23 protein-coding genes and 1 pseudogene are annotated in these 25,056 nt (G+C 55.5%); 10 read left to right on the top strand and 14 right to left on the bottom strand.

Annotation, left to right across the window (positions count from 1 at the left end; all coding sequences use genetic code 11):
- Positions 1-216: pseudogene (locus tag AUQ43_RS09585) on the bottom strand (cell division protein ZapE); the annotation flags it as partial.
- Positions 217-314: 98 nt separating this feature from the next.
- Positions 315-1,304: a CorA family divalent cation transporter gene (locus tag AUQ43_RS09580; RefSeq protein ID WP_062956019.1), complete on the bottom strand. Its 990-nt coding sequence runs from the start codon at positions 1,302-1,304 to the stop codon at positions 315-317.
- Between the two features lie 217 nt (positions 1,305-1,521).
- Here AUQ43_RS09580 and AUQ43_RS09575 point away from each other — a divergent pair, with 217 nt between their 5' ends.
- Positions 1,522-4,140, top strand: a complete 2,619-nt coding sequence (locus tag AUQ43_RS09575; protein WP_062956018.1) for a DUF3772 domain-containing protein — start codon at positions 1,522-1,524, stop codon at positions 4,138-4,140.
- A gap of 25 nt (positions 4,141-4,165) precedes the next feature.
- Here AUQ43_RS09575 and AUQ43_RS09570 read toward each other — a convergent pair whose 3' ends face one another.
- The 3 genes from AUQ43_RS09570 to nadA form a co-directional block, all read right to left on the bottom strand.
- The gene (locus tag AUQ43_RS09570; RefSeq protein ID WP_062956017.1) at positions 4,166-4,591 is read right to left on the bottom strand and encodes an NUDIX domain-containing protein; all 426 of its coding nucleotides are present in this window, start codon (positions 4,589-4,591) and stop codon (positions 4,166-4,168) included.
- Positions 4,592-4,597: 6 nt separating this feature from the next.
- A complete protein-coding gene (nadC, locus tag AUQ43_RS09565) occupies positions 4,598-5,437 on the bottom strand; it encodes a carboxylating nicotinate-nucleotide diphosphorylase (protein WP_062956016.1) in 840 nt (279 codons plus the stop codon).
- Between the two features lie 77 nt (positions 5,438-5,514).
- Positions 5,515-6,546 (bottom strand): quinolinate synthase NadA, encoded by a 1,032-nt coding sequence (gene nadA, locus AUQ43_RS09560; protein WP_062956015.1) that lies wholly within the window; start codon positions 6,544-6,546, stop codon positions 5,515-5,517.
- A 473-nt stretch (positions 6,547-7,019) separates the two neighbouring features.
- Between nadA and AUQ43_RS09555 the strand changes: the two genes are divergently transcribed.
- Together AUQ43_RS09555 and AUQ43_RS09550 are read left to right on the top strand one after the other, a co-directional pair.
- Positions 7,020-7,346: a hypothetical protein gene (locus AUQ43_RS09555; RefSeq protein ID WP_062956057.1), complete on the top strand. Its 327-nt coding sequence runs from the start codon at positions 7,020-7,022 to the stop codon at positions 7,344-7,346.
- A 200-nt stretch (positions 7,347-7,546) separates the two neighbouring features.
- Positions 7,547-7,771, top strand: a complete 225-nt coding sequence (locus AUQ43_RS09550; protein ID WP_062956014.1) for a hypothetical protein — start codon at positions 7,547-7,549, stop codon at positions 7,769-7,771.
- Positions 7,772-7,802: 31 nt separating this feature from the next.
- On the opposite strand, the gene AUQ43_RS09545 is transcribed toward AUQ43_RS09550, so the two are convergent.
- The 7 genes from AUQ43_RS09545 to fsa all read right to left on the bottom strand — a co-directional run bounded on the left by AUQ43_RS09545 (position 7,803) and on the right by fsa (position 13,351).
- A complete protein-coding gene (locus tag AUQ43_RS09545; RefSeq protein ID WP_062956013.1) occupies positions 7,803-9,191 on the bottom strand; it encodes a glutamine synthetase family protein in 1,389 nt (462 codons plus the stop codon).
- A gap of 69 nt (positions 9,192-9,260) precedes the next feature.
- The gene (locus tag AUQ43_RS09540) at positions 9,261-9,752 is read right to left on the bottom strand and encodes a class I SAM-dependent methyltransferase (protein ID WP_062956012.1); all 492 of its coding nucleotides are present in this window, start codon (positions 9,750-9,752) and stop codon (positions 9,261-9,263) included.
- Between the two features lie 96 nt (positions 9,753-9,848).
- The gene (locus tag AUQ43_RS09535) at positions 9,849-10,454 is read right to left on the bottom strand and encodes a glutathione S-transferase family protein (protein ID WP_062956011.1); all 606 of its coding nucleotides are present in this window, start codon (positions 10,452-10,454) and stop codon (positions 9,849-9,851) included.
- A gap of 95 nt (positions 10,455-10,549) precedes the next feature.
- Complete coding sequence (locus AUQ43_RS09530) at positions 10,550-10,861, bottom strand: YrhK family protein (RefSeq protein WP_062956010.1); 312 nt, start codon at positions 10,859-10,861, stop codon at positions 10,550-10,552.
- 86 nt (positions 10,862-10,947) lie between these two features.
- The gene (locus AUQ43_RS09525; protein ID WP_062956009.1) at positions 10,948-11,898 is read right to left on the bottom strand and encodes a tyrosine recombinase XerC; all 951 of its coding nucleotides are present in this window, start codon (positions 11,896-11,898) and stop codon (positions 10,948-10,950) included.
- Entirely contained in the window at positions 11,877-12,566 is a 690-nt protein-coding gene (locus AUQ43_RS09520) for a DUF484 family protein (protein WP_062956008.1), read from the bottom strand. Before AUQ43_RS09520 ends, AUQ43_RS09525 begins: the two co-directional genes overlap by 22 nt.
- Positions 12,567-12,694: 128 nt before the next feature.
- The gene (gene fsa, locus AUQ43_RS09515) at positions 12,695-13,351 is read right to left on the bottom strand and encodes a fructose-6-phosphate aldolase (protein ID WP_062956007.1); all 657 of its coding nucleotides are present in this window, start codon (positions 13,349-13,351) and stop codon (positions 12,695-12,697) included.
- 171 nt (positions 13,352-13,522) lie between these two features.
- Between fsa and AUQ43_RS09510 the strand changes: the two genes are divergently transcribed.
- Positions 13,523-15,754 (top strand): primosomal protein N', encoded by a 2,232-nt coding sequence (locus AUQ43_RS09510; RefSeq protein WP_062956006.1) that lies wholly within the window; start codon positions 13,523-13,525, stop codon positions 15,752-15,754.
- A 25-nt stretch (positions 15,755-15,779) separates the two neighbouring features.
- Here the strand turns inward: AUQ43_RS09510 and AUQ43_RS09505 are convergent, their stop codons facing one another.
- Complete coding sequence (locus AUQ43_RS09505) at positions 15,780-16,613, bottom strand: ABC transporter substrate-binding protein (RefSeq protein WP_062956005.1); 834 nt, start codon at positions 16,611-16,613, stop codon at positions 15,780-15,782.
- A 68-nt stretch (positions 16,614-16,681) separates the two neighbouring features.
- Between AUQ43_RS09505 and AUQ43_RS09500 the strand changes: the two genes are divergently transcribed.
- The 6 genes from AUQ43_RS09500 to atpC all read left to right on the top strand — a co-directional run bounded on the left by AUQ43_RS09500 (position 16,682) and on the right by atpC (position 22,386).
- The gene (locus tag AUQ43_RS09500; protein ID WP_062956004.1) at positions 16,682-16,999 is read left to right on the top strand and encodes a MazG nucleotide pyrophosphohydrolase domain-containing protein; all 318 of its coding nucleotides are present in this window, start codon (positions 16,682-16,684) and stop codon (positions 16,997-16,999) included.
- 459 nt (positions 17,000-17,458) lie between these two features.
- Entirely contained in the window at positions 17,459-18,016 is a 558-nt protein-coding gene (locus AUQ43_RS09495; protein ID WP_062956003.1) for a F0F1 ATP synthase subunit delta, read from the top strand.
- Positions 18,016-19,548, top strand: coding sequence for a F0F1 ATP synthase subunit alpha (gene atpA, locus AUQ43_RS09490; protein WP_062956002.1), 1,533 nt, complete (start codon positions 18,016-18,018; stop codon positions 19,546-19,548). Before AUQ43_RS09495 ends, atpA begins: the two co-directional genes overlap by 1 nt.
- Positions 19,549-19,578: 30 nt before the next feature.
- Complete coding sequence (locus AUQ43_RS09485; RefSeq protein WP_062956001.1) at positions 19,579-20,469, top strand: F0F1 ATP synthase subunit gamma; 891 nt, start codon at positions 19,579-19,581, stop codon at positions 20,467-20,469.
- Between the two features lie 52 nt (positions 20,470-20,521).
- Positions 20,522-21,940 carry a F0F1 ATP synthase subunit beta gene (gene atpD, locus AUQ43_RS09480; RefSeq protein WP_062956000.1) on the top strand — a complete coding sequence of 473 codons (1,419 nt, stop codon included), beginning with the start codon at positions 20,522-20,524 and terminating at the stop codon, positions 21,938-21,940.
- A gap of 41 nt (positions 21,941-21,981) precedes the next feature.
- Complete coding sequence (gene atpC, locus AUQ43_RS09475; protein ID WP_062955999.1) at positions 21,982-22,386, top strand: ATP synthase F1 subunit epsilon; 405 nt, start codon at positions 21,982-21,984, stop codon at positions 22,384-22,386.
- 78 nt (positions 22,387-22,464) lie between these two features.
- Here the strand turns inward: atpC and AUQ43_RS09470 are convergent, their stop codons facing one another.
- Positions 22,465-25,035 carry an ABC transporter permease gene (locus AUQ43_RS09470; protein WP_147250452.1) on the bottom strand — a complete coding sequence of 857 codons (2,571 nt, stop codon included), beginning with the start codon at positions 25,033-25,035 and terminating at the stop codon, positions 22,465-22,467.
- Positions 25,036-25,056: the final 21 nt, after the last annotated feature.

Raw genomic sequence — 25,056 nt, 5'->3', positions numbered from 1 at the left:
GTAAATATAAAGCCCGAGCGGCGGGGTGGGTTCATCGCGTCGCCGGGTCAGGCCAAACCGTTCGCGCCAACCGCCGGTGCCGGTTGCCGGTTCATAATGGTCCAGCGCATGTTTCAGGCTTTGCAGCTTCTCGGCGCACAATTCCTGCATAGGATCGTGGGACAGCTCACCAGCGGTGATTTTCGCGCGATAACGGGAAAGTGGGCCGTCGGTCATCAACAAATCTCGGATGCAGTGAAAGAAATCGAAGTCGTGGCTTTGTCATAGCGCCAAGAACCGCTGCAATGCAACAAGGTGCTTTGCAATGCCGCCATTCAGATCAGACGCATCTTCTTGAACAACCAGATTTCAAACGCGGTAATCACCGCAAGTATGATCGACACCCCAAGGAAGCCATACGGGCTGTCTGTTGCCGGAACACCGCCGACATTGATGCCCAGAAGCCCGGTGACAAAACTGATCGGCAGGAACAGACCGGCTATCACGGTTAACCAATACATGGTGCGGTTCATCTGCTCGCTTTCGATTGCCATCAGGTTCTCATTGACGATCTGAATGCGCTCGCGCAGCGAATCAAATTCCTCGACCAGCCGGACGGTTTTATCGGTCAGCGCGCGGGCGCGGCGTTTGAACCGCTTGTCCGACCATGCCGGTTTCTGTTCGACAAAGTTTGCCAGTGCGTCGCGTTGCGGTCCCAGATGGCGGCGCAGGCGCGATAACTGATGGCGGATGTCCGATCCGCGTTTGCGCAGCGCCAGTGTCTTGCCTTCTGCGACGGTTTCCTGATCGTCCTCAATCGCTTCGACATCTTCTTCCATGCCGAGCACGATATTCTCGACGCGAAAGGCAAGCCGTTCTGCAACGGTCAGGACGAAGTCATCAACGCTGCTGGGGGCTTTGCCCTCGGCAATGGCGGCGCGCATGTCATCAAACGCCTTGAGCGGCTGTTTGCGCAGCGTGATCACCATGTTGGCCGTGACCCAGAACCGCACCGATATCATATCGGCCGGATCATTATGGGCATTCAGGTTCACCCCGCGCAGGTTAAGTGAATATCCCGGATCATAGAAAAATACCGCCGGACGCGTGCCCCGGGTCGAAAGCGTGTCGCTGATGGTGGCGTCAATCCCGGCCACATTGATTAGCCAATCGCGTACCCCGTCACCCATCCAGTCCAGATGCACCCAAAGGTAACTGCCATCAGCAATCGGCGGCAGACCGGATTGCAGGGTGGCCCATTCAAACGGCTGGGCCGTGCCGTCCGGGGCAATTTCAAAGGCATTGATCAGCGTTGTATTGCTCATCGCGGGCTCCTTGGCTGACGGTGCATGCACAGGTCAGGAACGGGGTTCTCATAACATTTTCATCAACGCATCGTTGCACGGGAACGAAACGTTAGATGATTCGTTACTGTCTTCAGTGTAGGGTTCTGTTCTGTGAACAAGTATCAAGCCAACCTGTTTACAAAACGCCAAAAACGCTCAAGAAACGGTTGTCGGGCATCATAATGGATCATCAGGAATGACATCAGTTCGTCAGGTCATCGCAGGTCTTGCAATCGCCCTGTTTGCAATGACGGCTTCTTTGGGGGTGTCGGCACAACCCAGTGAACAGCGCACTGAATCTGTTCAGAAGATTGAACTGGAAAACGCCCAGAACCGCATCGCGGGCTGGGAATCCGATCTTGATGAGCTCGAAAAATCCATTTCCGGCGAAGAAGTCACCGGTCGGGTTATTGCAGATGGCCGCGATCGGGTTGAAACCATTCAGCTTGCAATTGGCGATCTGCGCGGGCGTGCCAATGATCGCCTGCAACGTTTTCAGGCAGCGCTTGGCAAGCTCGGCGATCCCCCGGCTGAGGGCGAAGAAGAAGTCCCCGCCGTGGCCCGCGAACGCGAACGCATTGATCAGGATATTGCGCGCGTCAGCGGGGTGATCAAACAACTTGAGTTGGTCAATTTCCGCGCCAGTGAATTATCCGATCAATTGGCCGGACTGGCACGTGAACGTTTTACCCAACGCATTCTTGGTCGGGTGGATGTGCCAGTTGATCCGGTTGTCTGGTTCGAAGCGTGGCGTGAAATTGTCCAGCTACCAAGTATGGTGCAGGCCCGCTACGCCAATCTGGAACTTGAAGGACAGGTGGCCGACGAGCTGTCCGAGGTCGCAGCCGGACTGGTTTTCCTGACATTTATTGTCATTGCGGCGCTGATTGGCGGTGAAGTCATCGTCCTGCGCTACATCCCGGCGCGCTGGAATACTGTGCCCGATGAGGATCGGGTATCGCTTGTTTCCGGTACGCGGTTCCTGTTTACGGCGATGGTGCCGGGAATTGCGCTTGTGATTGCCTATGGCATGCTTGAATCGCGTCAGGCGTTGCTCAGCGGTGCAATGGGCGACTTTGTTCATCAATGCTTTGCCGCGGCGCTTTTCCTGCTGTTTGTCGGGGCCGCCATACGCAGTGTCCATTCGCCCTTTGCCCCGTCATTGCGCCGTTCTGGCACAACAGTAAAAGGCGCACGGGTTGTCGGGTTCTGTTCGCTGGCCGTGGCGGTGATCTTCGCCTTTGACATGGTGCTGCTTCAGGGTGCGACGACGTTGGGAACGTCGCTTGATATCGCGCTTGTGCAGAGCATCTCGAACGTTCTGGTTATTTCGGTACTGTTGTTCGTCTCCTCGCTGGGCGTTTTTTGGCAGCATGACGAGCGCGACCGGCATGCAATCTGGTCAAAGATCGAACGCCGATCGCGCCGGGGCTTTAAAATAATCGCGATCTTGATGCCGGTTCTGATGGCGGTTGGCTATGTCGCACTGGCGCGTTTCATCCTTGAAAACCTGATGATGGCGCTGGCATTCCTGACCTGTTACTGGCTGCTGCGTGCCTATTGCCGGGCGCTTATGCATACCTATCTGGTGCGCCCCGAAAGCAGCGAAGACAGCAATGTCAGCGATGCGGTGCATGGCACGCTTTATTTCTGGATGCGGGTCCTGATCGATGTGGTGATGTTCTCCATCGCCGTGCCGGTTGCGGTCATGATCTTTACCGATATTGCCTGGGCAGACCTCATTCTGGCAGTCCAGCAGGCGTTTGTCGGTATTCAGGTTGGCGGTATTCATTTCTCGCTGCGTTCGATCATGTTGGCGGCCTTGATGTTTGTCATCGTGCTGGCAGTGATGCGTTTCTTCCAGCGCATGCTCAGCACACGCGTTCTGCCCAACACCAAACTTGATCAGGGTCTGCAGCATTCTGTGTCGGCGATCTTTGGCTATGCCGGGATTTGCCTTGCCATTTTGCTGGCGGTCTCTGCCGCCGGGCTTGATTTGTCGAACCTTGCCATCATCGCCGGTGCCATTTCGGTTGGTATCGGTTTTGGCATGCAAAGTATCGTGAACAACTTTGTCTCGGGCCTGATCCTGTTGGTGGAACGCCCGATCAAGGTGGGTGACTGGATCGTGGTGGGGGCCGATCAGGGCTTTGTCAAAGACATCCGTGTCCGCGCAACCGAGATCGAAACCTTTGACCGATCATCTGTTGTGATCCCGAATTCCGAACTGATTTCCAACCGGGTCCTGAACTGGACACTCAAGGAACGTTCAGGCCGTGGCATTATCAAGATTGGGGTGTCTTATGGCGCGGATATCGAAAAGGTTCGCGAAATCCTGTTGGAGATGGCCGACAAGCGCCGTGAAATCCTGACCTATCCGGCACCGCAGGTGGTGTTCATGGATTTCGGAGCCAGCTCGCTTGATTTCGAGCTGCGCTATTTCCTGCGTGATATTGGCGATGTGATTGCGGTGGGAAGTTCGATCCGCTTTGAGCTTGTGCAGCGCTTCCGCGATGAAGGTATCGAAATTCCATTCCCGCAGCGTGATTTGAACCTGCGCGATATCGATAAGCTGACCGATGCCATCCGCGATGCTGGCAAGGGTGCTCCGACAAAGATCACTGAGGTCGAGCCGCAAAAAACCGAGACCTTGGAAAACAAGCCGGACGACACATCTTCTGATGCCGATAATAGCGGAGCGGATCAAAAGGCCGCGCCACCATCCACGGCCAAAGATGTGTCGCGTGATCGCGATGCGTCTGGCCGTGAAATACCCGATGCGGGCGGTAGTTCGGATGGGGATGCGCCGCGCTAGGCGTGTTGTCGCTTGGAAACGCAGATCAGATATCAAACAGGGCCGCAGTGATCTTTTGCCCCATTGGCGCCATCAAATGGCGTTCGCGCGGTGAGAGCCATCTGAGTTCTGCGATCTCGCTTGCCGGTGCAAGGGTGCCGGAATAGTGCCCTGTAAAACAGGTCATGCGCACAACCGATCCGTTGGGCTGGTTGTGGCCCTGTCCGGCAAAGGTGCCCAGTTGGCGTAATGTGCCGGGGATCAGGTCAACGCCGAGTTCTTCGCTAATTTCACGTTTGATGGCTTCGCGGGCGGTTTCGCCCGGGTCAATCTTGCCACCGGGTAAATAGAACCGGTCGCGACCGTGGCTGCGGACCGACAGGATGTTCTCCCCGTCACGCAAAATCCAGTTGGCGGTTTCGATCACCTTGATCAGGGCAGGGTCTGTGATGCTGTGATTGCTTTCGCGCATGCGGCCTCACAGGATTGCGACATCAAGTCCAATATCAACGGCCGGGGCAGACTGGGTGATCCGGCCGACGGAAACATAATCGACCCCGGTTGCGGCGATGGCACCGATGGTCTGAAGGTTTACACCCCCGGATGCCTCAGTCTTGCAGCGACCAGCGACAATGGCAACTGCTTCGCGCAACATATCCGGGCCCATATTATCAAGCAGGATGATATCCGCGCCGGCTTCGGTCGCTTCCTTGACCTGATCAAGGGTGTCGCATTCGACCTCGATCTTGGGCAGGTTGGCGGCACGGGCAGCTTCGACGCATTTGGTGATCGACCCGACAACGCCGATATGGTTGTCCTTGATCATCACGCCGTCATAAAGCCCCATGCGGTGGTTTTGCGCGCCACCCATGCGGGTCGCGTACTTTTCAAGTTTGCGCCACCCCGGCAGTGTCTTGCGGGTATCAAGCAGTTTGGCGTTTGTTTCGCCCATCGCCGCGACATAGGTGCGCGTGGTGGTGGCAATGCCCGACAGGTGTTGAAGCGTGTTCAGTGCTGTGCGTTCGGCCGTCAGGATGCCGCGTGCATTGCCCTCGACCACAGCCATGACGTCCTTGGCGGAAATTGCATCGCCATCTTCGCAGTGCTTTTCGATCTTCGCATCCGGGACCAGCTTGCGGAAACAATCAAGGGCAATGTCAAGCCCGGCCACCACGATATCCTCGCGGGTTTCAAGGGCCACGCGCAGGCGGGCATCAGCGGGAATGACATTATCTGATGTGATATCACCTGTACCGATATCCTCGGCAAAGGAACGATCAATGAATTCCGCAATTTCGGCTTGGGTCAGGACGGTCATGATGGCGGGCTGCTTTGGATTCTGGTGGGGATTGCAAACAGCCCCGCAAGATTTGCGGGGCTGTGAGGTAACTCGGCCTAGGCCGCGTGGTCTTTGTCGTCTTTTTTGACCGGAATGTGCTTTGACATTTCCAGCATGCGTTCAAGCGGTTTGACCGCTGCTACGCGCAGGTCTTCGGGCATGACGATCTGCGGACCGTTATTGACCAGACACAGATAGAGCTTTTCAAGCGTATTGAGCTCCATGAACGGGCAGTTGTTGCACGCACATGACCCGTCGGCACCCGGAACCGGAATGAATTCCTTGTGCGGGGCGGCCTTTTCCATCTGGTGGATGATGTGGGGTTCAGTCGCGATCAGGTATTTCTGATCCGGGCCGTTAATCACATATTCCAGAATGGCGCGGGTCGACCCGATGTGATCGGCATGCTTGAGAATACCGTCATGGCATTCCGGATGGGCTGCGATCTTGGCATCCGGGTTCTGGGTTTTCAGACGGATCAGTTCACGTTCGGAGAACTGTTCATGCACGATGCATGACCCGTTCCACAGCGTCATGTCACGACCGGTTTTCTTGGCAAGATAGGAACCAAGATGGCGGTCAGGCGCCCAAAGAATCGGCTGATCTGCCGGGATCTGATCAATGATTTCGGCCGCATTGGACGAGGTCACGATAATATCGGACGCCGCCTTAACCTCGGCCGAGCAGTTGATATAGGTGATCGACACGTGATCAGGATGCTGTTCGCGGAATTTGCGGAACGGCTCGGGCTGACAGGAATCTTCGAGCGAGCAACCCGCTTTCGAGTCCGGCAGCAGAACAGTCTTGTTCGGGCTGAGGATTTTGGCGACCTCAGCCATAAAGCGCACACCGCAGAACACGATGACATCGGCATCGGTTGCTGCTGCCTTACGCGACAGGTCAAGACTGTCGCCGACAAAGTCGGCAAGGTCCTGAATTTCCCCATCCTGATAGTAATGGGCCAGAATGATCGCGTTCTTTTCCTTTTTCAGGCGCTGAATCTCAGCTTCCAGATCAAGGGTGGGATCAATCTGCATTTCCGACATTGCGTCGGCAGATGCCTCGGCAATGGTGATCATTTCATTCATGGCGTCTTCTCATCTCGCCTGGTTGCAAGCCGGAGATAATGCGCGGGGCCCGGCATCGCAAGTTAATGACAGTTTGAAACCTGAATATCGCCATTGCGACGGGATGGCAAGGAATAGGCGGTGGGTATCCGATATTGATCGGAGCTGACATCTTCTGAGCCCGAAATGGAACGTAATTACTTGAATTAGTAAATAAAAGCGATGTCTTTAAGGTCCGAATTAAAGTTCAAGTTTTTGTTTTTTTGATTAAATAAAAAATAATACCGTTGTAAATTAATCAAAAATATTCATATGGTCGACGCTGCAAATATTTTTTGATTCTCAAATTTCCAATATTTTATTGGCTTGGGCAAATTAGTCCGTTGTTAATCTGAAAACTTTGATCTGTCTGTAATCCGAGTCAGTGTCCGACGGCGGGAATGGTCCCGATCGTTTGGCCTGGCCAACGCGCATTCCGGCGCAAGGAGCCTTTTTTGACCAATCGTACCACTTCGAGAATTCTGAATTTCACACGTCCGTTCAGCATGCGTGGCCTTGCAGAAGTCCTTCCGGCCGGATCCTACAAGGTGATTACCGAAGAAACGCAGGATGAAAAGCTGACATACCCGACATGGCAGTGGGTTTCGACGCAGATTCACCTTAATACGAATTCGGATCGCCCGGAATCTTCCCGCGTGCTCAGTGTTGAGCCCCGCGATCTTGAAGTCGCCTATCTCCGCGATCAGAAAACCATGGACGCCCGCCCGCAAGTCGCCTTCTCGGCGCGCAAATCAAACAACCGTGCAAAGCGTGTTTTCTAACGCTGCACACTGCCGGTAGTCCTGGTCAGGGCAATCTGACCAGACGGCACCTTCAACAGAAAATCTGCAATATTTCCATCCAGTTGCTGGTACTTTCGGCACAATGCGCTGCTTCATGTCAGGGTTGCAGAATGCGAAGTTTGCCTGCGCACAAGATGAGGCCATAACATCCATAACACATAAATATGAGAGTCTTTGTTATGGATTGGGTCCCGATCGCCTTTGGCACGTTTAAAGTTGTTGCACTGCTGACCGCGATGTTTTTTGCCATCAAGTGGCATTACGATCAGGGTCAAAAGTACGGAAGACAAGCGGTCCTGCGCGCCAGTGCCAAGGTCACCGGCATCTTCGTGCTGGCACTTCTGGTTGTCGGCGGCATTACCCTGGCACTCAGCAACTTCCTTGGTTTGGACCTAAGTTACTGATCACTGTGGCACCGTCCCCGCAGATAGGGGATCAGACGGAAAACCCGTAATATTCCCACTCTGCTGCCGAAACCTTCAGCGCCATTTGTTCGTATTCGGCCTGTTTGATTTTGGTGAACGCGGTGTGGAAGCGTTCGCCAAGGGTGCGTTTATTGAATTCGGATGCGGCAAACTGATCAATCGCCTCAAGCCAATGACGCGGCAGGTCGTTTGGTGCCTTTGCCTCGCCGATTTCATCTTCACATGGTTTGCCCGGATCAATTTTGCCTTCGATCCCGTCAAGGGCAGCACCCAGGGTCACAGCCGCGACCAGATAGGGGTTGGCATCAACCCCGGCGATACGGTGTTCGAAATGGCGCGTTTTGCCCGGTGTGCCCGGTACGCGCAGTGCCACGGTGCGGTTTTCAACACCCCAGTCATCAGATGCCGGTGAATACATCGCCGATGCAAAGCGACGCCAAGAATTCATGAACGGGGCGAGCAACAGCATGGTTTCGCCAATCGTGCCGCGAATGCCGCCAATCGCATTGAGCATCAACGGGCTTAACGATCCATCCGCCTGATCGGCAAACAGGTTATTGCCATCCTGACCGGCAAGCGACAGGTGCAAATGCATGCCCGATCCGGCTTCGTTGCCGAACGGCTTGGGCATAAAGACGGCTTCCTTGCCAAAGCGCCGTGCGACCGTGCGGATCAGACGTTTGGCAATGATCACGTCATCGGCCGCACGCATCAGATCGCGATAGCGGATGGTCATTTCATACTGGCCCGGACCATATTCCGAAATCAGGGTTTCCAGCGTCAGGTCCAGATGCTTGGCACCCTCATAAACCGCATCAAAAAGCGGTGACATTTCATCGATTTCATCGACCGACATTGTGTTGCGCAATTTGCTGCGCCGCTTGGTGATGGCATAGGATGCCGGGTGATACAGGCCCTGGGCATCCGGGGTCTGATCGACAAGATAAAATTCAAGTTCGAACGCACCCATCGGATAGAAGCCGAGCTTTGCGGCCCGTTTGACCTGTTCGCCGAAAACGTTGCGCGGATCAACGTCATGCGGTGCATCGTCTTCTTCATACATGGCAATCAAAAGCTGCCCGCGTCCGGTATGGGGCAGATAGCCAAGCGTGCCCGGCACCGGCCAGCAGCGGCAATCCCCGCCACCACCGGTTTGCACAAGGCCGCAATCATCAACATCCTCGCCACTGACATCCTGTCCGAACAAGGAGCTCGGCAAGCCGCGCCCGGATTTATAGATACCTTCTAGTTCATGACGGCGGATCGTCTTGCCCCGGCCAATCCCGTGAAAGTCGGTCAGGATGATGTCGATGGCTTCGACATCGGGATATTTTGCCAGAAAGTCCTGTGCTTCGGACAATTGACTTCCACTGGGCGAAGGGGCATTTGCGGTGGCCACGGCACGATTTCCTAAGATGCTGACGGGGGCTCTGCGGGTACAGAGCCAATTCCAAAACTGGGCGCGATATTAGCCCTGATAACGACGGAAGAAATAGCGATCTTTTGGAACGCCTTCGGGCAGCGGTTCGGCAATCGTGCCCGGCACATCGATTTTCTGGTCGGACGCCACAATTGCACCCTTGATCAATGCCGGGGGCAGGGTCGATCCGATAAAGGCTGCGATCTTGGCATTCAGTTCCTCATCCCCGGTGCCGACATCGGAATGAACAAGGGCGACCTTGCCTTTGAAGCGCTCTACTGCCTTGGGCAGGGTTTCAAAGATATCGCCAAGGAACAGATGGTCATCATCGGGGATGCATTTCGGGTGGGCGGCGATTTGGCGATCAAACACGAAAATCTCGCGGTCGGGCATAATTTCGCGGAGGTGATCGAAGGTGCGTCCGTTGCCAAGCCCGACTTCAAGCACGATCCCGTCCTGATCCTTGATCATTTCTGCTGCCGCATTCAGGCAATCGCGTTGGGCTTGAAGACGGCGGATAACGCTGTTCAGACGGGACATTGTGCAAAAGGCTCCGGGTTGTTTTTAGTGGCTAAGCACTTGATTTAAAATCTTTGCCCTTTGGCGCAAGCAGCATTGCGCCAAAGGGCATCAGTCTCAGGCGACAAACTTGGTGGCCTCAAAGGCCGGGACGCGCGCGTCAAAGGTTTCAAGCCATGTGACAAGCGTCGGATAGCTTTCACGCCATTTGCCCTCAAAGCGCAGATCAAGATAGCCCAGCGCACAGGCAATCGCGACATGACCAATCGTCAGGTCACCTTCAAGCGACGGCGCATTGGCACTCAGTTGATCCAGTGATCGTTTGACCTTGTCCGCCTGATAAGACAGCCATTCGTCATGGCGTTTGTCTTCCGGGCGCATCCGGGTTTCATAGACCTGCAAAATGGACGCATCGACGATGCCGTCACCAAGCGCCTGAAGTGTCAGTGCCTCCCACCGTGCGTCGCTTTCAGTCGGGTGCAGGGTGGTGCCATCGACCTGTGCATCAAGATATTCGCAGATCACGCGGCTGTCGAAAATCTTGCGGCCATCATCAAGGATCAGGATCGGAATTTTGCCCAGCGGGTTTTGCTGGCGCAGTGTATCCGCCGGATCGTTGGTATTCGACATTTCCACCGTCAATTGGTCATAAATACCAAGCATCTTGGCAACGATTTTGACTTTCCGGCCAAACGGCGACGGACCACTCGAACGCAGAATCATGGTTTTCCTCCGTGGGGATCAATTGGTTGCGCGCAGTGTAAGGGGGAAATGCGACCAGCAGGAACCGAAAATTTATAAAACAGGATCTGCAACTCTCAGGATCGCGTGGCGCTTTCCTGTTCGGGGGATTGGTTGTTTGATGAATTTCCGGTTTCTTCATCGCCAAGTCCGGCCAGATGCAGTTCCCGCGCAAGGCGCACGGCAGGCCGGGCCGCAAAGAAAACCGATCCGATGATAAACAACCAGGTCCCGGCTGTGACGGTTTCGTCGTCAAGAAACAGGAAACTTCCAACGATGAACAACACGGCGGCCAGCAGGTCGACGGCTGAATAGGCGATTTCATAGGCGCTGTAAATCTGGCGGTGGCGATGGCTGGCATCAAAGCGGCGGGATCGAAATAACTTCATCGGGCGACTGCTTTTTCCCGTGGGGCTGGAAGGATGACTTGTCTGGCTTTAACGCCCGGTCGAGCGCAGCAGTTCCGGCAGATGTCCTAGCGCCGGGCGCGTGGATGGGTGCCGTTATAGACAGCCATTAACTGTTCGGTATCAACCGCGGTATAGCGCTGGGTCGTTGAAAGCGATGCGTGACCCAGCAAATCCTGAATGGTGCGTAAATCACCCCCACCGGCCAAAAGGTGGGTCGCAAAGGAATGACGCAGCGCGTGCGGTGTTGCGGTGTCGGGCAGGTTCAAAAGTTCCCGTACCTTGCGCATTTCGCGCTGGGCCACCTGCGCAACAAGGCGTTTGCCGCGTGCGCCGAGAAACAATGGATCATCGCCATCGGGCGCAAACGGGCAGGTGCGGACATAGTCCTCGATTGCGTCCCGTACGATGGGCAGAACCGGGACAAGGCGCTGTTTGTTGCCCTTCCCCGTGATCACCATCGAATCGCCGGTCGGGCGTTGATTGGCATTCAGATCAAGTGCCTCCGATATACGCAATCCGCATCCATAAAGCAGGGTAAACAGGGCAAGGTTACGTTTGCCAAGCCACGGTTCATCCTGCCAGGCATCGGCATTTTCCAGCACCGCCATGGCGTCATCCGGTGCCAGCGGCTTGGGCGTTGATTGCGGCAGGCGCGGGTTTCGGATCGACTGTACGGCGGCGTTCTGGCCCCGCCCGGACCGTTCAAGAAATCGGTAGAAATTGCGAAGGGAAGACAGTGCGCGCGCGGTCGAAGTCTTGGCCATGCCATCCATGCTGCGACGCGCCAGCCAGCTTCGAAAATCGCGCGGGTTCAGGCGGAGCAAGTCCTTAAGCGTCGGAGCATCGCCAAGATGGTCTTTGACGAAGCCCAGAAACGCATAAAGATCGGCCAGATAGTTTTCAGTGGTGTGGTTGGATGCGCGGCGCTCATTGGCAAGCCAGCCACGCCAGTCGGCAATGGCGTCGCTCACATCCTGTGGCAGGGTGATGGCGGTCAGACCGTTTGGGTCAGCCATCGACGCACACCAAACTCGATCACGGATGCCAGGAACATGATCAGGTCATTGGCCTGGGCCGGGCTGAAATAATCCGGTTCCTTCACGCCAAAGGCAACAAGCCCGACCGGATCACCATAAAACGGTGCGAGGCGGACAATCGCCGCAGACCGGATTTCAGAGGCCTTTGGACCAAAGATAGCCTCATCCCCGGCGTCATCTGGCAACAGCCAGACATCCTGTTCTTCGCCAAGAACCTGATCAACCGCACCAACGACAAGGCGGCGCACCCGGCCATCACAACTTGGCACCGGGGCCTCAGTGCATTCTTCAAAGCACAGCGCAATGGCATCAAGATCAAGAAGTTCGGGCACCAGATCCTGAAGCGCCTCGACAAAGGTTTCAAACCCGCGTGCATTCAAAAGCGCCAGAACCGCACGGTGAATACGGCTTTGGGTTTCGAGATTGGATTTGGAAATATTGATAAGCTCGCTGGTGGCACCACGCAGCTTTTCGCGTTCGTCGCGCAGGCGGGCAACGACATATTGTTGCATGTCGGCAACGCCATTGCCCAGTTCGCGCATCGGCAAATCAAGACTTTCAAGCAAGTCCGGGCGCGTAGTGAAGAATTCAGGATGTTCGGCAAGGTAGTCCGCGACATCATCGGCGCGCAAAGCTGTCTTTTCCATCGGTTCCGGCTTGAAAAGTGAGAAACAAAAAACCCGGCTGCCACAATGCGGGCTGCCGGGTTAAATGCATGTTAAAAACCACGCGAGATGCGGGTTTTTATATATCTGTCGCGATCAGCGATCCGAAATCAAAGGATCGACTGGCCGGTTTTTTCCCAATCGGCAAGGAAGGCTTCGAGGCCTTTGTCGGTCAGCGGGTGTTTGGTCAGCTGGCCAAGAACCTGCGGCGGGATGGTGACGACGTCAGCACCAAGACGTGCCGAGTCGACAACATGCTGCGGGCCACGTGCCGATGCCACAAGGACTTCGGTGTTCCAGTTCGGGTAGTTGCCATATACATCAACGATGTCGGCAATCAGCTGCATGCCGTCAGAGGAAATGTCATCCAGGCGGCCAACGAACGGCGAAACATAAGTCGCACCGGCCTTGGCAGCCAGAATCGCCTGACCAACCGAGAAGCAAAGGGTGACGTTGGTCTGAATGCCTTCGTCGGTGAAGGTGCGGCAAGCCTTGAGACCATCAGCGGTCAGCGGCAGTTTGACGACGACATTGTCGGCGATCTTGGCAAGCTTGCGGCCTTCGGCAACCATGGTTTCATAATCGGTTGCAGCAACTTCCGCGCTGACCGGGCCGTCAACAACGTCACAAATTTCCTTGATCAGTTCAAGAAACGGTCGGCCAGACTTTGCTACCAGCGAGGGGTTGGTGGTGACACCGTCTACGAGGCCGGACATGGCCAGTTCGCGGATTGCGTCGATGTCAGCGGTATCGATGAAAAACTTCATTGGAATTCCTGTTTAGGACCTGTTGTTCAATGATGCGGTTAGCTGCTAGGTTCTGGATCATCTGTTAACGAAACCAGATCCTTGCTGTGGGACCGTTTGTTTCTGTGCCCAGTCTCTGGCGAACCTGAAACGGCACCGGTCTGATGGGCAACCTCACGGGGTTTATAATATATGAGTGCCGCAAAGGCCACCTCTGGAAATTTGTTTGCGAACGATCCGGCCTTTGAGGTAACCGCCCAGACCGTAAGCGTCCTGCCGCCACTGCCATTGGCCGGGCCATATGACTATCTGGTGCCCGAAGGTGTTTCTGTCGCACCCGGCGATTTCGTTGAAATTCCCCTGGGCCGTCAAACCCAGCGCGGTGTCGTTTGGGGCGATGCCAAGGGTGATGTGGATCCCGCCAAGCTGCGCGAAATTTTCGGTGTTCTGCCAACCCCGCCGATGGCGGATGTCACGCGCAAATTCATTGATTGGGTATCGGCCTATACCATGTCCCCGCAAGGGGCCGTCTTGCGTATGGCCATGAGCGTGCCTGACGCGCTTGAGGCCCCCAAACCGATCTTTCGATTTACCCTTAATCCCGAATTTGAGGCAGCAAGCTTGCGCATGACGCCGCCGCGCAAGCGGGTTCTGGCGTTTCTGGCTGATCATCCACCGATGGAACAGGGCGATATCCTGCGCGAAACCGGTGCCGGGGCCAGCGTGATCAAGGGGCTGGTCGACGCCGGTGCCGTGCAGCGCCTGATGGTCACACCACCATCGCCATTTGAAGCCCCTGATCTTGATATTGCACGACCGAGCCTGTCGGCAGAGCAGAACGAGGCAGCAGATGCGCTTTGCGCGCGCCTTGATGACGGCGGCTTTTCCTGCACGCTGCTGGATGGGGTGACCGGGTCGGGCAAGACCGAGGTTTATTTCGAACCGGTCCGTGCAGCCCTGGCGCAGGGCAAACAGGTTGTTGTCCTGTTGCCGGAAATTGCGCTTTCGGCCCAGTGGCTGCAACGTTTCCGCGACCGGTTTGGTGTCGAACCTGCCCTTTGGCATTCCGAAGTCGGACAGGCCAGGCGCCGCGATACCTGGCGGGCGGTGGCCGATGGGTCGGCCAAGCTTGTCGTTGGCGCCCGCTCGGCCCTGTTCCTGCCGTATCAGGACCTTGGCCTGATCGTGGTGGACGAGGAACACGAACACGCCTTCAAACAGGAAGATGGCGTGATGTATCATGCGCGTGACATGGCCGTGACACGTGCGCATCTGGGCAATATTCCCATCGTTCTTGCGTCCGCGACCCCATCACTTGAAACCCTGGCCAATGTTGAAGCCGGTCGCTATCAGCATGTTCAACTTGGCAATCGTCATGGTGCGGCGGTGTTGCCAAGTGTCGAGATCATCGACATCCGGCAGGACAAACCCCAACGCAACCGCTGGATCACGCCGACCCTGAAAAAACGGCTGACAGAAACCTTTGCCAATGGCGAACAGGCGATGCTGTTTCTGAACCGCCGGGGCTACGCACCGCTTACGCTGTGTCGGGCCTGTGGTCATCGCTTCCAATGTCCGAACTGCACGGCCTGGCTGGTTGAACATCGGGCATGGGGCAAATTGCAATGCCATCATTGCGGCTATCAGGCCAAGGCGCCCGATGCCTGCCCTTCCTGCGGGGCAGAGGGAAAACTGGCTCCTTGCGGGCCGGGCGTGGAACGCCTGTATGAAGAGGCGGTAGAAACCTTCCCCGATATCCGGGTAGAAGTCGCGACATCGGACAACATCATGGGGCCAAAGGCGGCAGCCGCGCTAATCAACCGTGTGCATAATCACGAAGTCGACCTTTTGATCGGCACCCAGATATTGGCCAAGGGCTATCACTTCCCGATGCTGACACTTGTTGGGGTGGTTGATGCCGATCTTGGCTTGGCCGGCGGCGATTTACGCGCGGCCGAACGCAGCTATCAGCTTTTAACACAGGTTGCTGGCCGTGCAGGGCGCGGGGATCGTCCCGGTACAGTGATCTTGCAAACCGCCGACCCGGCCAATCGGGTGATCAAGGCTATTGCCGCTGGTGATCGCGATGCTTTTAACGAGGTCGAGCTGTCCCAGCGTATGACCCATGGCATGCCGCCGCATGGTCGGTTGGCCGCCCTTATTATAAGTGGCAAAAAGGAAAATGAAGTCGATGAAGCAGCCTGGCGCATTGGCCGGGTTGCGCCGCGCGGGGATGGTCTGATGGTGCTTGGTCCTGCACCGGCACCATTATCGCTCTTGCGTGGGCGTTATCGGCGGCGGTTCATGATCCGGGCGGACAAAGGGGTCAAGATGCAGGCCCTGATCCATGACTGGCTGTCCAAGGTCAAAACGCCCGGCAGTGTTCGTGTGCAGGTCGACATAGATCCCTACAGCTTTATGTAGTTGGCGCTTGTTGCGCCAACTCCGGCTATTGGGAATATTGCGATTGCCACCAGTCGTACCCGTCGGGTCCGAGATAGCGTTCAAAAATACGCAGCAACCTGCCGTCATCGCGCATCTCGCGAATGATCTTGTCGTATTCTTCAAGAAAGGCTTCCTTGCCCGGATAGTCTGATGCCCGCGAGAACACGTTGTAATAGGGCGCGCGACGCAAAGGTGGATAAAGGAAGGCAACCCTGTCGCGATAGCGGTTCTGCAAACTGTGATAAATGGTGTTGAGGTAGTTTACCGGCACCACGTCAAAACGCTTTTGCAGCAGCATCGGAATCAGAAGGTCGCTGCGCGCCACGGTCTGTATATCGAGACCTGAATTCCAAAAGCTGCTGGTATAAGAGTAATCGGCAGCCGCACCGATCCTGAGACGTTCAAGGTCGGTGAAATCGTCAAACCGAATTTTGTTCTTGTCCTCGGCCCGCACGGCAAAGCGCCAATCAAGAAGCAGATGGGCCTCGTCCGGATACATAAGGTATTTGGTTCGTCGGTCATTCATCGACAGCGTCAATATGATGTCCGAATTGCCACTTTTTGCATTGTGCAGCAGCCGGCTGCCCGTATCGACAAAGCGAAACACATAGTCGCTGACGCCCATGGTGGTGAGAACCTCGGTCATGATATCGACATCAATGCCCATGGCTTCTTCGTGACCAAGCCATTTGAGAGGCGCTTCTTCAACGCCCTCTATCACCAGTGTGCGCGCCAAAGGAGTTCTGTAGGATAACAGGATCAGGCAAACTGCGGCGCATAGGCAAAGCGCCCAGGTCAGGGAACCTTGTTTTCGTGCTGCGGGCATCTTCGTTGTCATTCTTGCGGTCCTGAAAGCGGCGCGAGTGCATTTTGATGTCATACTATATTTAAGGAGTTAATTTGAGAATGCGTTGTGAAAACAATAATCAATCATCCGAAAACCAGCGCAGCATGTGCGATTGGGCGGAGCAAACCTTTGGCCCCGTCGCCGATCCCGCATCGCTCGTACAAAGGGCGCTCGTGGAAATGCAGGAACTTGGCGAGGCCGTCGATCAGCGCGACATCAATGAGATCGGCAAAGAGGCCGCCGATGTTCTGATCTTGTTGTATCGCCTTGCCGATCAGTTCGACCTCGATCTTGATCAGGAAGTTCAGGCCAAGATGGAAATCAATCGATCAAGGACATGGGTATCGAAGGGCGATGGCACAGGATCACATGTCTAAATCCATGGACTGCTTCTTTATATAGGAAGGGTGCCTTTCGATAATCAGGGGTGACAACCGGGTTGCCAAAGGCAGGTGATGGTCAGCTTCTGATGTGAACTCGATAACAGTTTGGGCGGTTCCAGATGACGATTTTGACCGTTCTGCGACCGCGCACTGTGCAAATTGCGGGATTCGTCATGAAAATGGTCGATCAAACTGCCCAATCGATGGATCGTCGGAAATGGGCGTCTTATAAAATAGTTGTAAGCCTGCCTTAAAAATGAGCGAATTCGCGGTGTTTTGGCCCATCTTTGCCAAAGAATGGAAAAGAGGGCGCAAATGCGCTTGCGCGGGGGTTGCCCCCTCCAAGGACATGTGATACCAAACGCTCGCTTCCCGGAAGGAACCCCTTTCGGGGGACCATTTTTTTATACGTATCCGAGTCGTTCTCATAACCAGAATTGAGGGCTTTCACCGGTGTCCCAAAATACTGCCGCGACCGGGCTCCAAGGGCGCTATGCCACAGCACTATTTGACTTGGCCAATTCGGCCAACCAGCTTGATGCTGTCAAAAGCGATCTTGAATTGCTCGACCAGGCCATCGCAAGCAGCGATGACCTCCGGAATGTACTCCGCAGTCCCGTGATTTCCCGGGACGTGCAGGCCAAGGCGATGGCGGCTCTTCTGGACAAGCTTGGCGTTTCCGAGTTGACCAAGAAGACCGTAGGGCTTCTGTCTCAGAAGCGTCGTCTGTTTGCCCTGCCGGATGTCATTGATTCCTACCTTTCCATGCTCTCGGCTCACAAGGGCGAAGTTACCGCACAGGTGACCTCGGCTTCCGAGCTGAAAAAAGAGCAAATCGAAGCCGTTACCGGCGCTCTCAAAGAAGTTGTCGGCGCCACTGTCAAAGTGGACCTTAAAGTTGATCCGGCTGTTCTTGGCGGTCTTGTCGTCAAGGTCGGTTCCCGGGTTTTTGATGCCTCGCTTCGTACTAAACTGCAGAAGCTCGAGCTCGCTATGAAAGGGGTTGCGTGATGGAAATCCGCGCCGCGGAAATCTCCGCTATTCTCAAGGATCAGATTGCCAATTTTGGTGCTGAAGCCGAAGTTGCCGAAGTCGGTCAGGTTCTGTCTGTCGGTGACGGTATTGCCCGTGTTTACGGTCTGGACAACGTTCAGGCTGGTGAACTTGTTGACTTCCCAGGTGGCATTAAGGGCATGGCCCTTAACCTCGAGGAAGACAACGTTGGTGTCGTGATCTTCGGTTCTGACCGTTCGATCAAGGAAGGTGACCAGGTTAAACGTACTGGCGCCATCGTTGACGTTCCGGTTGGCAAAGAACTTCTTGGCCGCGTTGTTGACGGTCTGGGTAACCCGATCGACGGCAAAGGTGATCTGGGTGCCAAAGAACGTCGCCTTGCTGACGTCAAGGCGCCGGGCATCATCCCGCGTAAGTCGGTTCACGAGCCAGTACAGACCGGTATCAAGTCGATTGACTCCCTGATCCCGATTGGTCGTGGCCAGCGTGAGCTGATCATTGGTGACCGTCAGACCGGTAAAACCGCCATCATCGTTGACACCATTCTGAACCAGAAGCCGGTGAACGATGCAGCGAAATCCGACAGCGACAAGATGTTCTCCATCTATGTTGCAGTTGGTCAGAAACGTTCGACCGTTGCACAGGTTGTCAAGGTCCTTGAAGAGCGCGGCGCGATGGACAACACCATTATTGTCGCTGCGACCGCATCCGACCCGGCGCCGATGCAGTTCATCGCACCGTTCGTTGCTTGCGCAATGGGTGAGTACTTCCGTGACAACGGCATGCACGCAACCATCTTCTATGATGATCTGTCCAAGCAGGCTGTTGCTTATCGTCAGATGTCGCTGCTGCTTCGCCGCCCGCCGGGTCGTGAAGCATTCCCGGGTGACGTCTTCTATCTGCACTCCCGTCTGCTGGAACGTGCTGCGAAGATGAATGACGAAAACGGCGCTGGCTCGCTGACCGCACTTCCGGTCATTGAAACCCAGGGTAACGACGTTTCGGCATTTATTCCGACCAACGTGATCTCGATTACCGATGGTCAGATCTTCCTTGAAACCGACCTGTTCTACAAAGGCGTACGCCCGGCTGTGAACGTTGGTCTGTCGGTTTCGCGTGTTGGTTCGTCCGCACAGATCAAAGCGATGAAGCAGGTTGCTGGCTCGATCAAACTGGAACTCGCTCAGTATCGTGAGATGGAAGCATTCGCACAGTTCGCATCGGATCTTGATCCGGCGACCCAGAAACTTCTGGCCCGTGGCGCACGTCTGACCGAGCTGCTCAAGCAGCCGCAGTACTCGCCGCTCAAGGTCGAAGAGCAGGTTGTTGTGATCTATGCTGGTGTTAAAGGCTATCTCGACAACGTTCCGGTGAACAAGGTTCGCGCCTTCGAAGAACAGTACCTGTCCGAAATTCGTTCGGCTGGCGCTGATATCCTCGATGCGATCCGCACCGAGAAGGTTCTGTCCGATGACAGCGAAGCCAAGCTTAAAGCGTTCCTCGACAAGTTCGCGAAAACCTTCGCGTAAGACTGAAACTTAGGCGAAGGAGGAAACGCAATGGCTAGTTTGAAGGATCTGCGCTCGCGCATTGCCAGCGTCAAGTCGACGAGGAAGATTACCTCGGCGATGAAGATGGTGGCAGCCTCCAAGCTCCGTCGTGCACAGGATGCAGCGGAAGCAGCCCGTCCCTATGCGGAACGCATGGGGACGATGCTGGGCCGTCTTGCAACTGCCGTCGGTAGCAATGAAGGCGCTCCGAAGCTTCTGGCCGGTACCGGTAAAGATGATGTGCATCTGCTCGTCGTCTTCACCGCAGACCGTGGCCTTTGCGGTGGTTTTAACGCATCGATCGTGAAAGCGGCTCGTGCGAAGGCCCTTGCCCTTAAGGGTGAAGGCAAGACCGTTAAAATCATCTGCGTCGGCCGTAAGGGCTCAGATGCGCTCAAGCGTGAATTTGGTGACAATATTGTCGCCCGGTATACTGGCATCGAGGGCAAGAAGGGGATTGATTTCTCCTCTGCAACCGAGGTGGCAGACAAGGTTCTGGCGCTTTACGACGAAGGCGAATTCGACGTCTGCACGATCTTCTACAACAAGTTCGTGTCCGCGATTTCGCAGGTAGCAACCGCTCAGCAGCTGATCCCGTTCGCGGGTGAAGAAGTTGACGAGCAGGAAGAAGCAACCGGTTCTTCTGCGGTTTACGAATACGAACCGTCCGAAGAAGCCATTCTGGCTGATTTGCTGCCACGTAACGTTGGCGTCCAGATCTTCGGTGCAATGCTTGAAAGCAGTGCATCTGAACACGGCGCGCGTATGTCCGCGATGGATAACGCAACCCGCAATGCCGGCGACATGATCGACCGACTGAGCATCGAATATAACCGCTCACGTCAGGCTCAGATCACCAACGAACTGATTGAAATCATTTCCGGCGCCGAGGCTTTGTAAGCGGGTCGCAGGAAGTTAACGGATAGCTTTGTCCGAGCAGGAGACAATACCTATGGCGAACAAGAAGGCGGGGAAAATTTCCCAGGTAATGGGCGCCGTCGTCGACGTTAAATTCGACGGCGAACTGCCTCCCATTCTGAATGCGCTGCATGTTGACAACAACGGTCAGCGCCTGGTTCTTGAAGTTGCACAGCACCTTGGTGAAAATGCGGTTCGTACGATCGCAATGGACACCACCGAAGGTCTGAGACGCGGTCAGGAAGTCATCGACACCGGTGATGCGATCTCGGTTCCGGTTGGTCCGGAAACCCTTGGTCGTATTCTCAACGTTATCGGTGAGCCGGTTGACGAACGTGGTCCGGTTAAATCAGCCAAGACCTCTCCGATCCACCGTGAAGCACCTGACTTCATTGACCAGTCCACCGACACCGAAATTCTGGTGACCGGCATTAAGGTTATCGACCTTATCGCGCCGTACACCAAAGGTGGTAAGATTGGTCTGTTCGGTGGTGCGGGCGTTGGTAAAACCGTCCTTATCATGGAACTGATCAACAACGTGGCAAAAGGCCACGGTGGTTATTCGGTCTTTGCCGGTGTTGGCGAACGTACCCGTGAAGGTAACGACCTCTATCACGAGATGATGGAATCGGGCGTTATCAACCCGGAAGGCGAATCCAAAGCTGCACTGGTTTATGGCCAGATGAACGAACCCCCGGGAGCACGTGCACGTGTGGCTCTGACCGGTCTGACCCTTGCGGAATACTTCCGTGATGAAGAAGGCCAGGACGTTCTGTTCTTCGTCGATAACATCTTCCGCTTTACCCAGGCTGGTTCGGAAGTGTCGGCACTTCTCGGTCGTATCCCGTCTGCTGTGGGTTATCAGCCGACGCTGGCAACCGACATGGGTGCGCTGCAGGAACGTATTACCTCGACCAAAAAAGGTTCCATTACCTCGGTTCAGGCAATTTACGTCCCGGCCGATGACTTGACTGACCCGGCACCTGCAACCTCGTTTGCCCACCTTGACGCAACCACCACGCTGAACCGTCAGATTGCCGAGCTCGGCATCTACCCGGCAGTTGACCCGCTCGACTCCACTTCGCGTGCTCTGGATCCGGGCGTCATTGGTCAGGAACACTACGAGACCGCTCGTGAAGTTCAGCGTGTTCTCCAGACCTACAAAGGTCTTCAGGACATCATCGCCATCCTCGGCATGGACGAGCTTTCGGAAGAAGACAAACTGGTCGTGGCACGTGCCCGTAAGATCCAGCGTTTCCTTTCGCAGCCGTTCCACGTTGCAGAAGTCTTCACCGGTACTCCGGGCGTGTTCGTTCAGCTCGAAGACACCATCAAGGCGTTCAAGGCGATCTGCGCTGGTGAATATGACCACATGCCGGAACAGGCATTCTACATGGTCGGCACCATCGAAGAAGCCATCGAAAAAGCCAAGAAGATGGCCGAAGCTGCCTAAGGCAGCTTTGGTCCCCCTCCGGCTAAGGAGCGAGGATTGTCATGACTGATACGACTGTACTGGAACTTGTTTCACCGTCTGCCCTGCTCAAATCCGAGCCGGTCGAGATGGTCGTTGTTCCGGGCACGGACGGGAATTTTGGTGTACTGCCCAAGCATTCGCCGATGATCTCGACCATTCGTCCGGGTGTCATCGACATCTATGCAGGTGGTAAGGTTTCCGAACGTATCTTCGTTGCTGGCGGTGTTGCAGAGGTTAATCCCGAGCGGTGCACCATTCTGGCAGAAGAAGCGGTTCCGGTTGCCGATTTGAAAGCTGACGAAGCACAAGCCCGTCTTGAAGCGGCAGAAGCCGACATCAAGACTGCCGAGACTGCACACGACAAAGCCAATGCCGAGCGCGCGCTTGACATTGCCCGTGCACAGATCCAGGCCCTGACCAACTAATCGTCGGTTTCAGAAAATCATTTCAAAAAAGGCCGTCCTGCTGGGACGGCCTTTTTTGTTGTCAACGCCGCAAGCAATCTAGCCACGCCACCCGGACTGGGCGCTCAGACTTGCTGCTTGTAAAATCCAGCCACCCCCAAATCCAATGACCAGAATAAATCCGAATGTGATCGCTGCCATCGGTCCAGCGACATTTGCGACCTGGCCCAAATTGATCGGGCTGATGGATTGTGCTGTGACAAGGGCAATTGTGCTTCCGGCGGTGACGCCGACCATCCCGCCAGTCGCGACCATCAGTCCGGTTTCAAGCGCCCCGGTTCTGGTGATCTGTCCGGGTCGAAGACCCAGCGCACGCAGCATCGCAAGCGTTGCTGTTTGTTGCTGACGCAGTGCAATCAGCCCGCATACAATCACGAAGGCCGCGCCGATCGTTGCCAGGGTGGTCAGGCCAATCAGTCCTGTAACCACGCCATCAAACAGACGGGTAAGTTTCAAAAGTACCTGATTGATGAAAATGACCGGAATATCGGGGTAGGTATCCAAAGTGGGTGTAATTGCCGCCTTTGTGCCGACACCTTCTTTCAGGTCAATCGCACTGATTACCCCATGATCAAAGGCGGGATCCATCGGTGAGAGTACAATTGGAAAATCAAGCCCAAGTCGCGTCCAGTCGATCTGGCGTAAATTGGCGACTTCCACCACGTGCGATTGTCCAAGGATGTTCAGGGTCAGCTGATCTCCAAGCGTGATGCCGATGGCCCTTGCAGCCCCGGCATCAAGCGAAACCAGGTTCTCATTGAGGCTGTCGGGTTTCCACCAGTGTCCTGTCTTAATCGGGTTTTGGCGCATGTCCGATGTCGGCCGATCAGTCCATGACATGCCGCGGTCCCCCCGCAAGAACCAGTGATAGCGGCGCGGCACATCTGCGTGGGTCAGTGGTCGGCCATTGAGGTGTGTCACCCGGCCATGCAGGAACGGCATCTGGATGACGGATGTCACGGCTTCATTGTTCTGGATACTGGTACGAACAGCGTCTTGTTCAGCCGGTGGAATATCGAAAAACACCACATCAGGCGTTTGTGTTGGCAAAACGGATTTAAGGTGTTGCCCTGCCAGTGCCCCAAACAGCAGGACAGCGCACAAACAAGTCATGGCGAGCCCGAATGATGCCGTAATGGTTACAGTCGGGGCAGAAGGCCGGGAGATGTTACGCAACGCCAGACGCAGCGTAGGAGAGTGCATGCGTATTGTTGCAAGCTTTCCTGCCAGCAGGCGGACCGCCCGACCAAGCAGGACAAACAGTCCCTGACAGGTGATCAAAACCCCCAACAAAACAAGGGCGACCCAACCCAGGTCAATCAGGACACTGGCGATGGCAATCAGGCCAAGTGCGAGGAAAGCCTGCAAAAGGCTGAGTCGGGCTGATCGATGTTTCGCCTCTGTGGGGGATTGATGGCGAAACAGACAAGCGGGGGATGTCAGGCAGGCATCACGCACGGGCTTGATCGTGACAAGTGCGACAAACCCGAAGACGAAGGCGGTGATCAGCGGGCCATCTTTGAAATCCGGGTGAACATCAAAACCAAGAGTCTCACCGATCAAAGGGCCAATCGCGGTGCCGATGAGCATGGTTAGGATTACCGCAATCAGGATGGCGACACCGGTGACAAGTCCAAGCTGCCATATGATGCTGCGTGCGATGTCGCGCGAACGCGCACCCACGCTGCGTAGCGTGGCAAATCGCGAACGCCTTGCCGCAAGGTCAGCGCGCAGGGCATTACGGATTGCACTTGTCGCAATGGCAAAAATTGCGATGCCGATCAGGCTGACAAAGGCCGATGCGAAATCACCGATGCGCTCAAGGCCCGGTACGCCATCCGCAGCATTGACGATCCGCCAACCACTGTCGGGAAACCTGGCTTCAATGTCGGCAATGACTTGCTGGTGTGTTTGGCGGCTGTCTTGCGGAAGTTTGAGGCGCAAATACCAATAGACCTGCTTGCCAGGCGCCAGAAGGGGGCTTTCGCGATAGTGCTCCAGTGCGACGATTACCCTTGGACCCAGTGAAAACAGCCTGAATTTTCGTTCAGGTTCCGCCGCGATGCTTGCGCGAATTTGGTAACTGCGTCCTCCTAGATCAAGCTTGTCGCCAATCGCAAGTCCGGTGTCCTCGAGCAATTCCGGGCCAACGACGATCCCGGGCAGGCCGTCTTTGTTTTTTATCGCATCGCGAAGGGGGATGTCGGGCGACAGCCCCAAATTGCCAAACAGCGGGTAGGTTGCGTCAACCGCCTTTAATTCGGACAGAACCGGTGGCTGATCATTTGAAGGCTGGATCATTACCCGTTGTTCTATGCTGACACCGAGGGTGCCAAGCGTCTCGAGGAACGCTACCTCATCAGTTGTTGGCGCACGGTGAAACAAACGTAATGATATGTCGCCGCCGATGGTCTGTTGAGCAGATTGACGCAATCCATCGCGAACTGATTGGGTCAGGCTGACGGTCAGGACCAGAATGGTCACGGCAAAGACAAGGGTTGCAAACAGGATGGTGATGCCTGCACCAAGCTTGCGCAATTCACGCAGCGCGATCCGCAAACTCGTTGGAACATAAAGGGATTTGAAAGGAGCGGATGTCGGGCGGGACACGGCAGTCTCGCTGGCAGAAGG

Origin of the sequence: Thalassospira sp. MCCC 1A01148 (assembly GCF_001613795.1) — a bacterium.
Lineage (GTDB): Bacteria > Pseudomonadota > Alphaproteobacteria > Rhodospirillales > Thalassospiraceae > Thalassospira.
The sequence above is the reverse complement of the archived record's forward strand: the minus strand, read 5'-3'. Positions and strand labels throughout refer to the sequence as shown.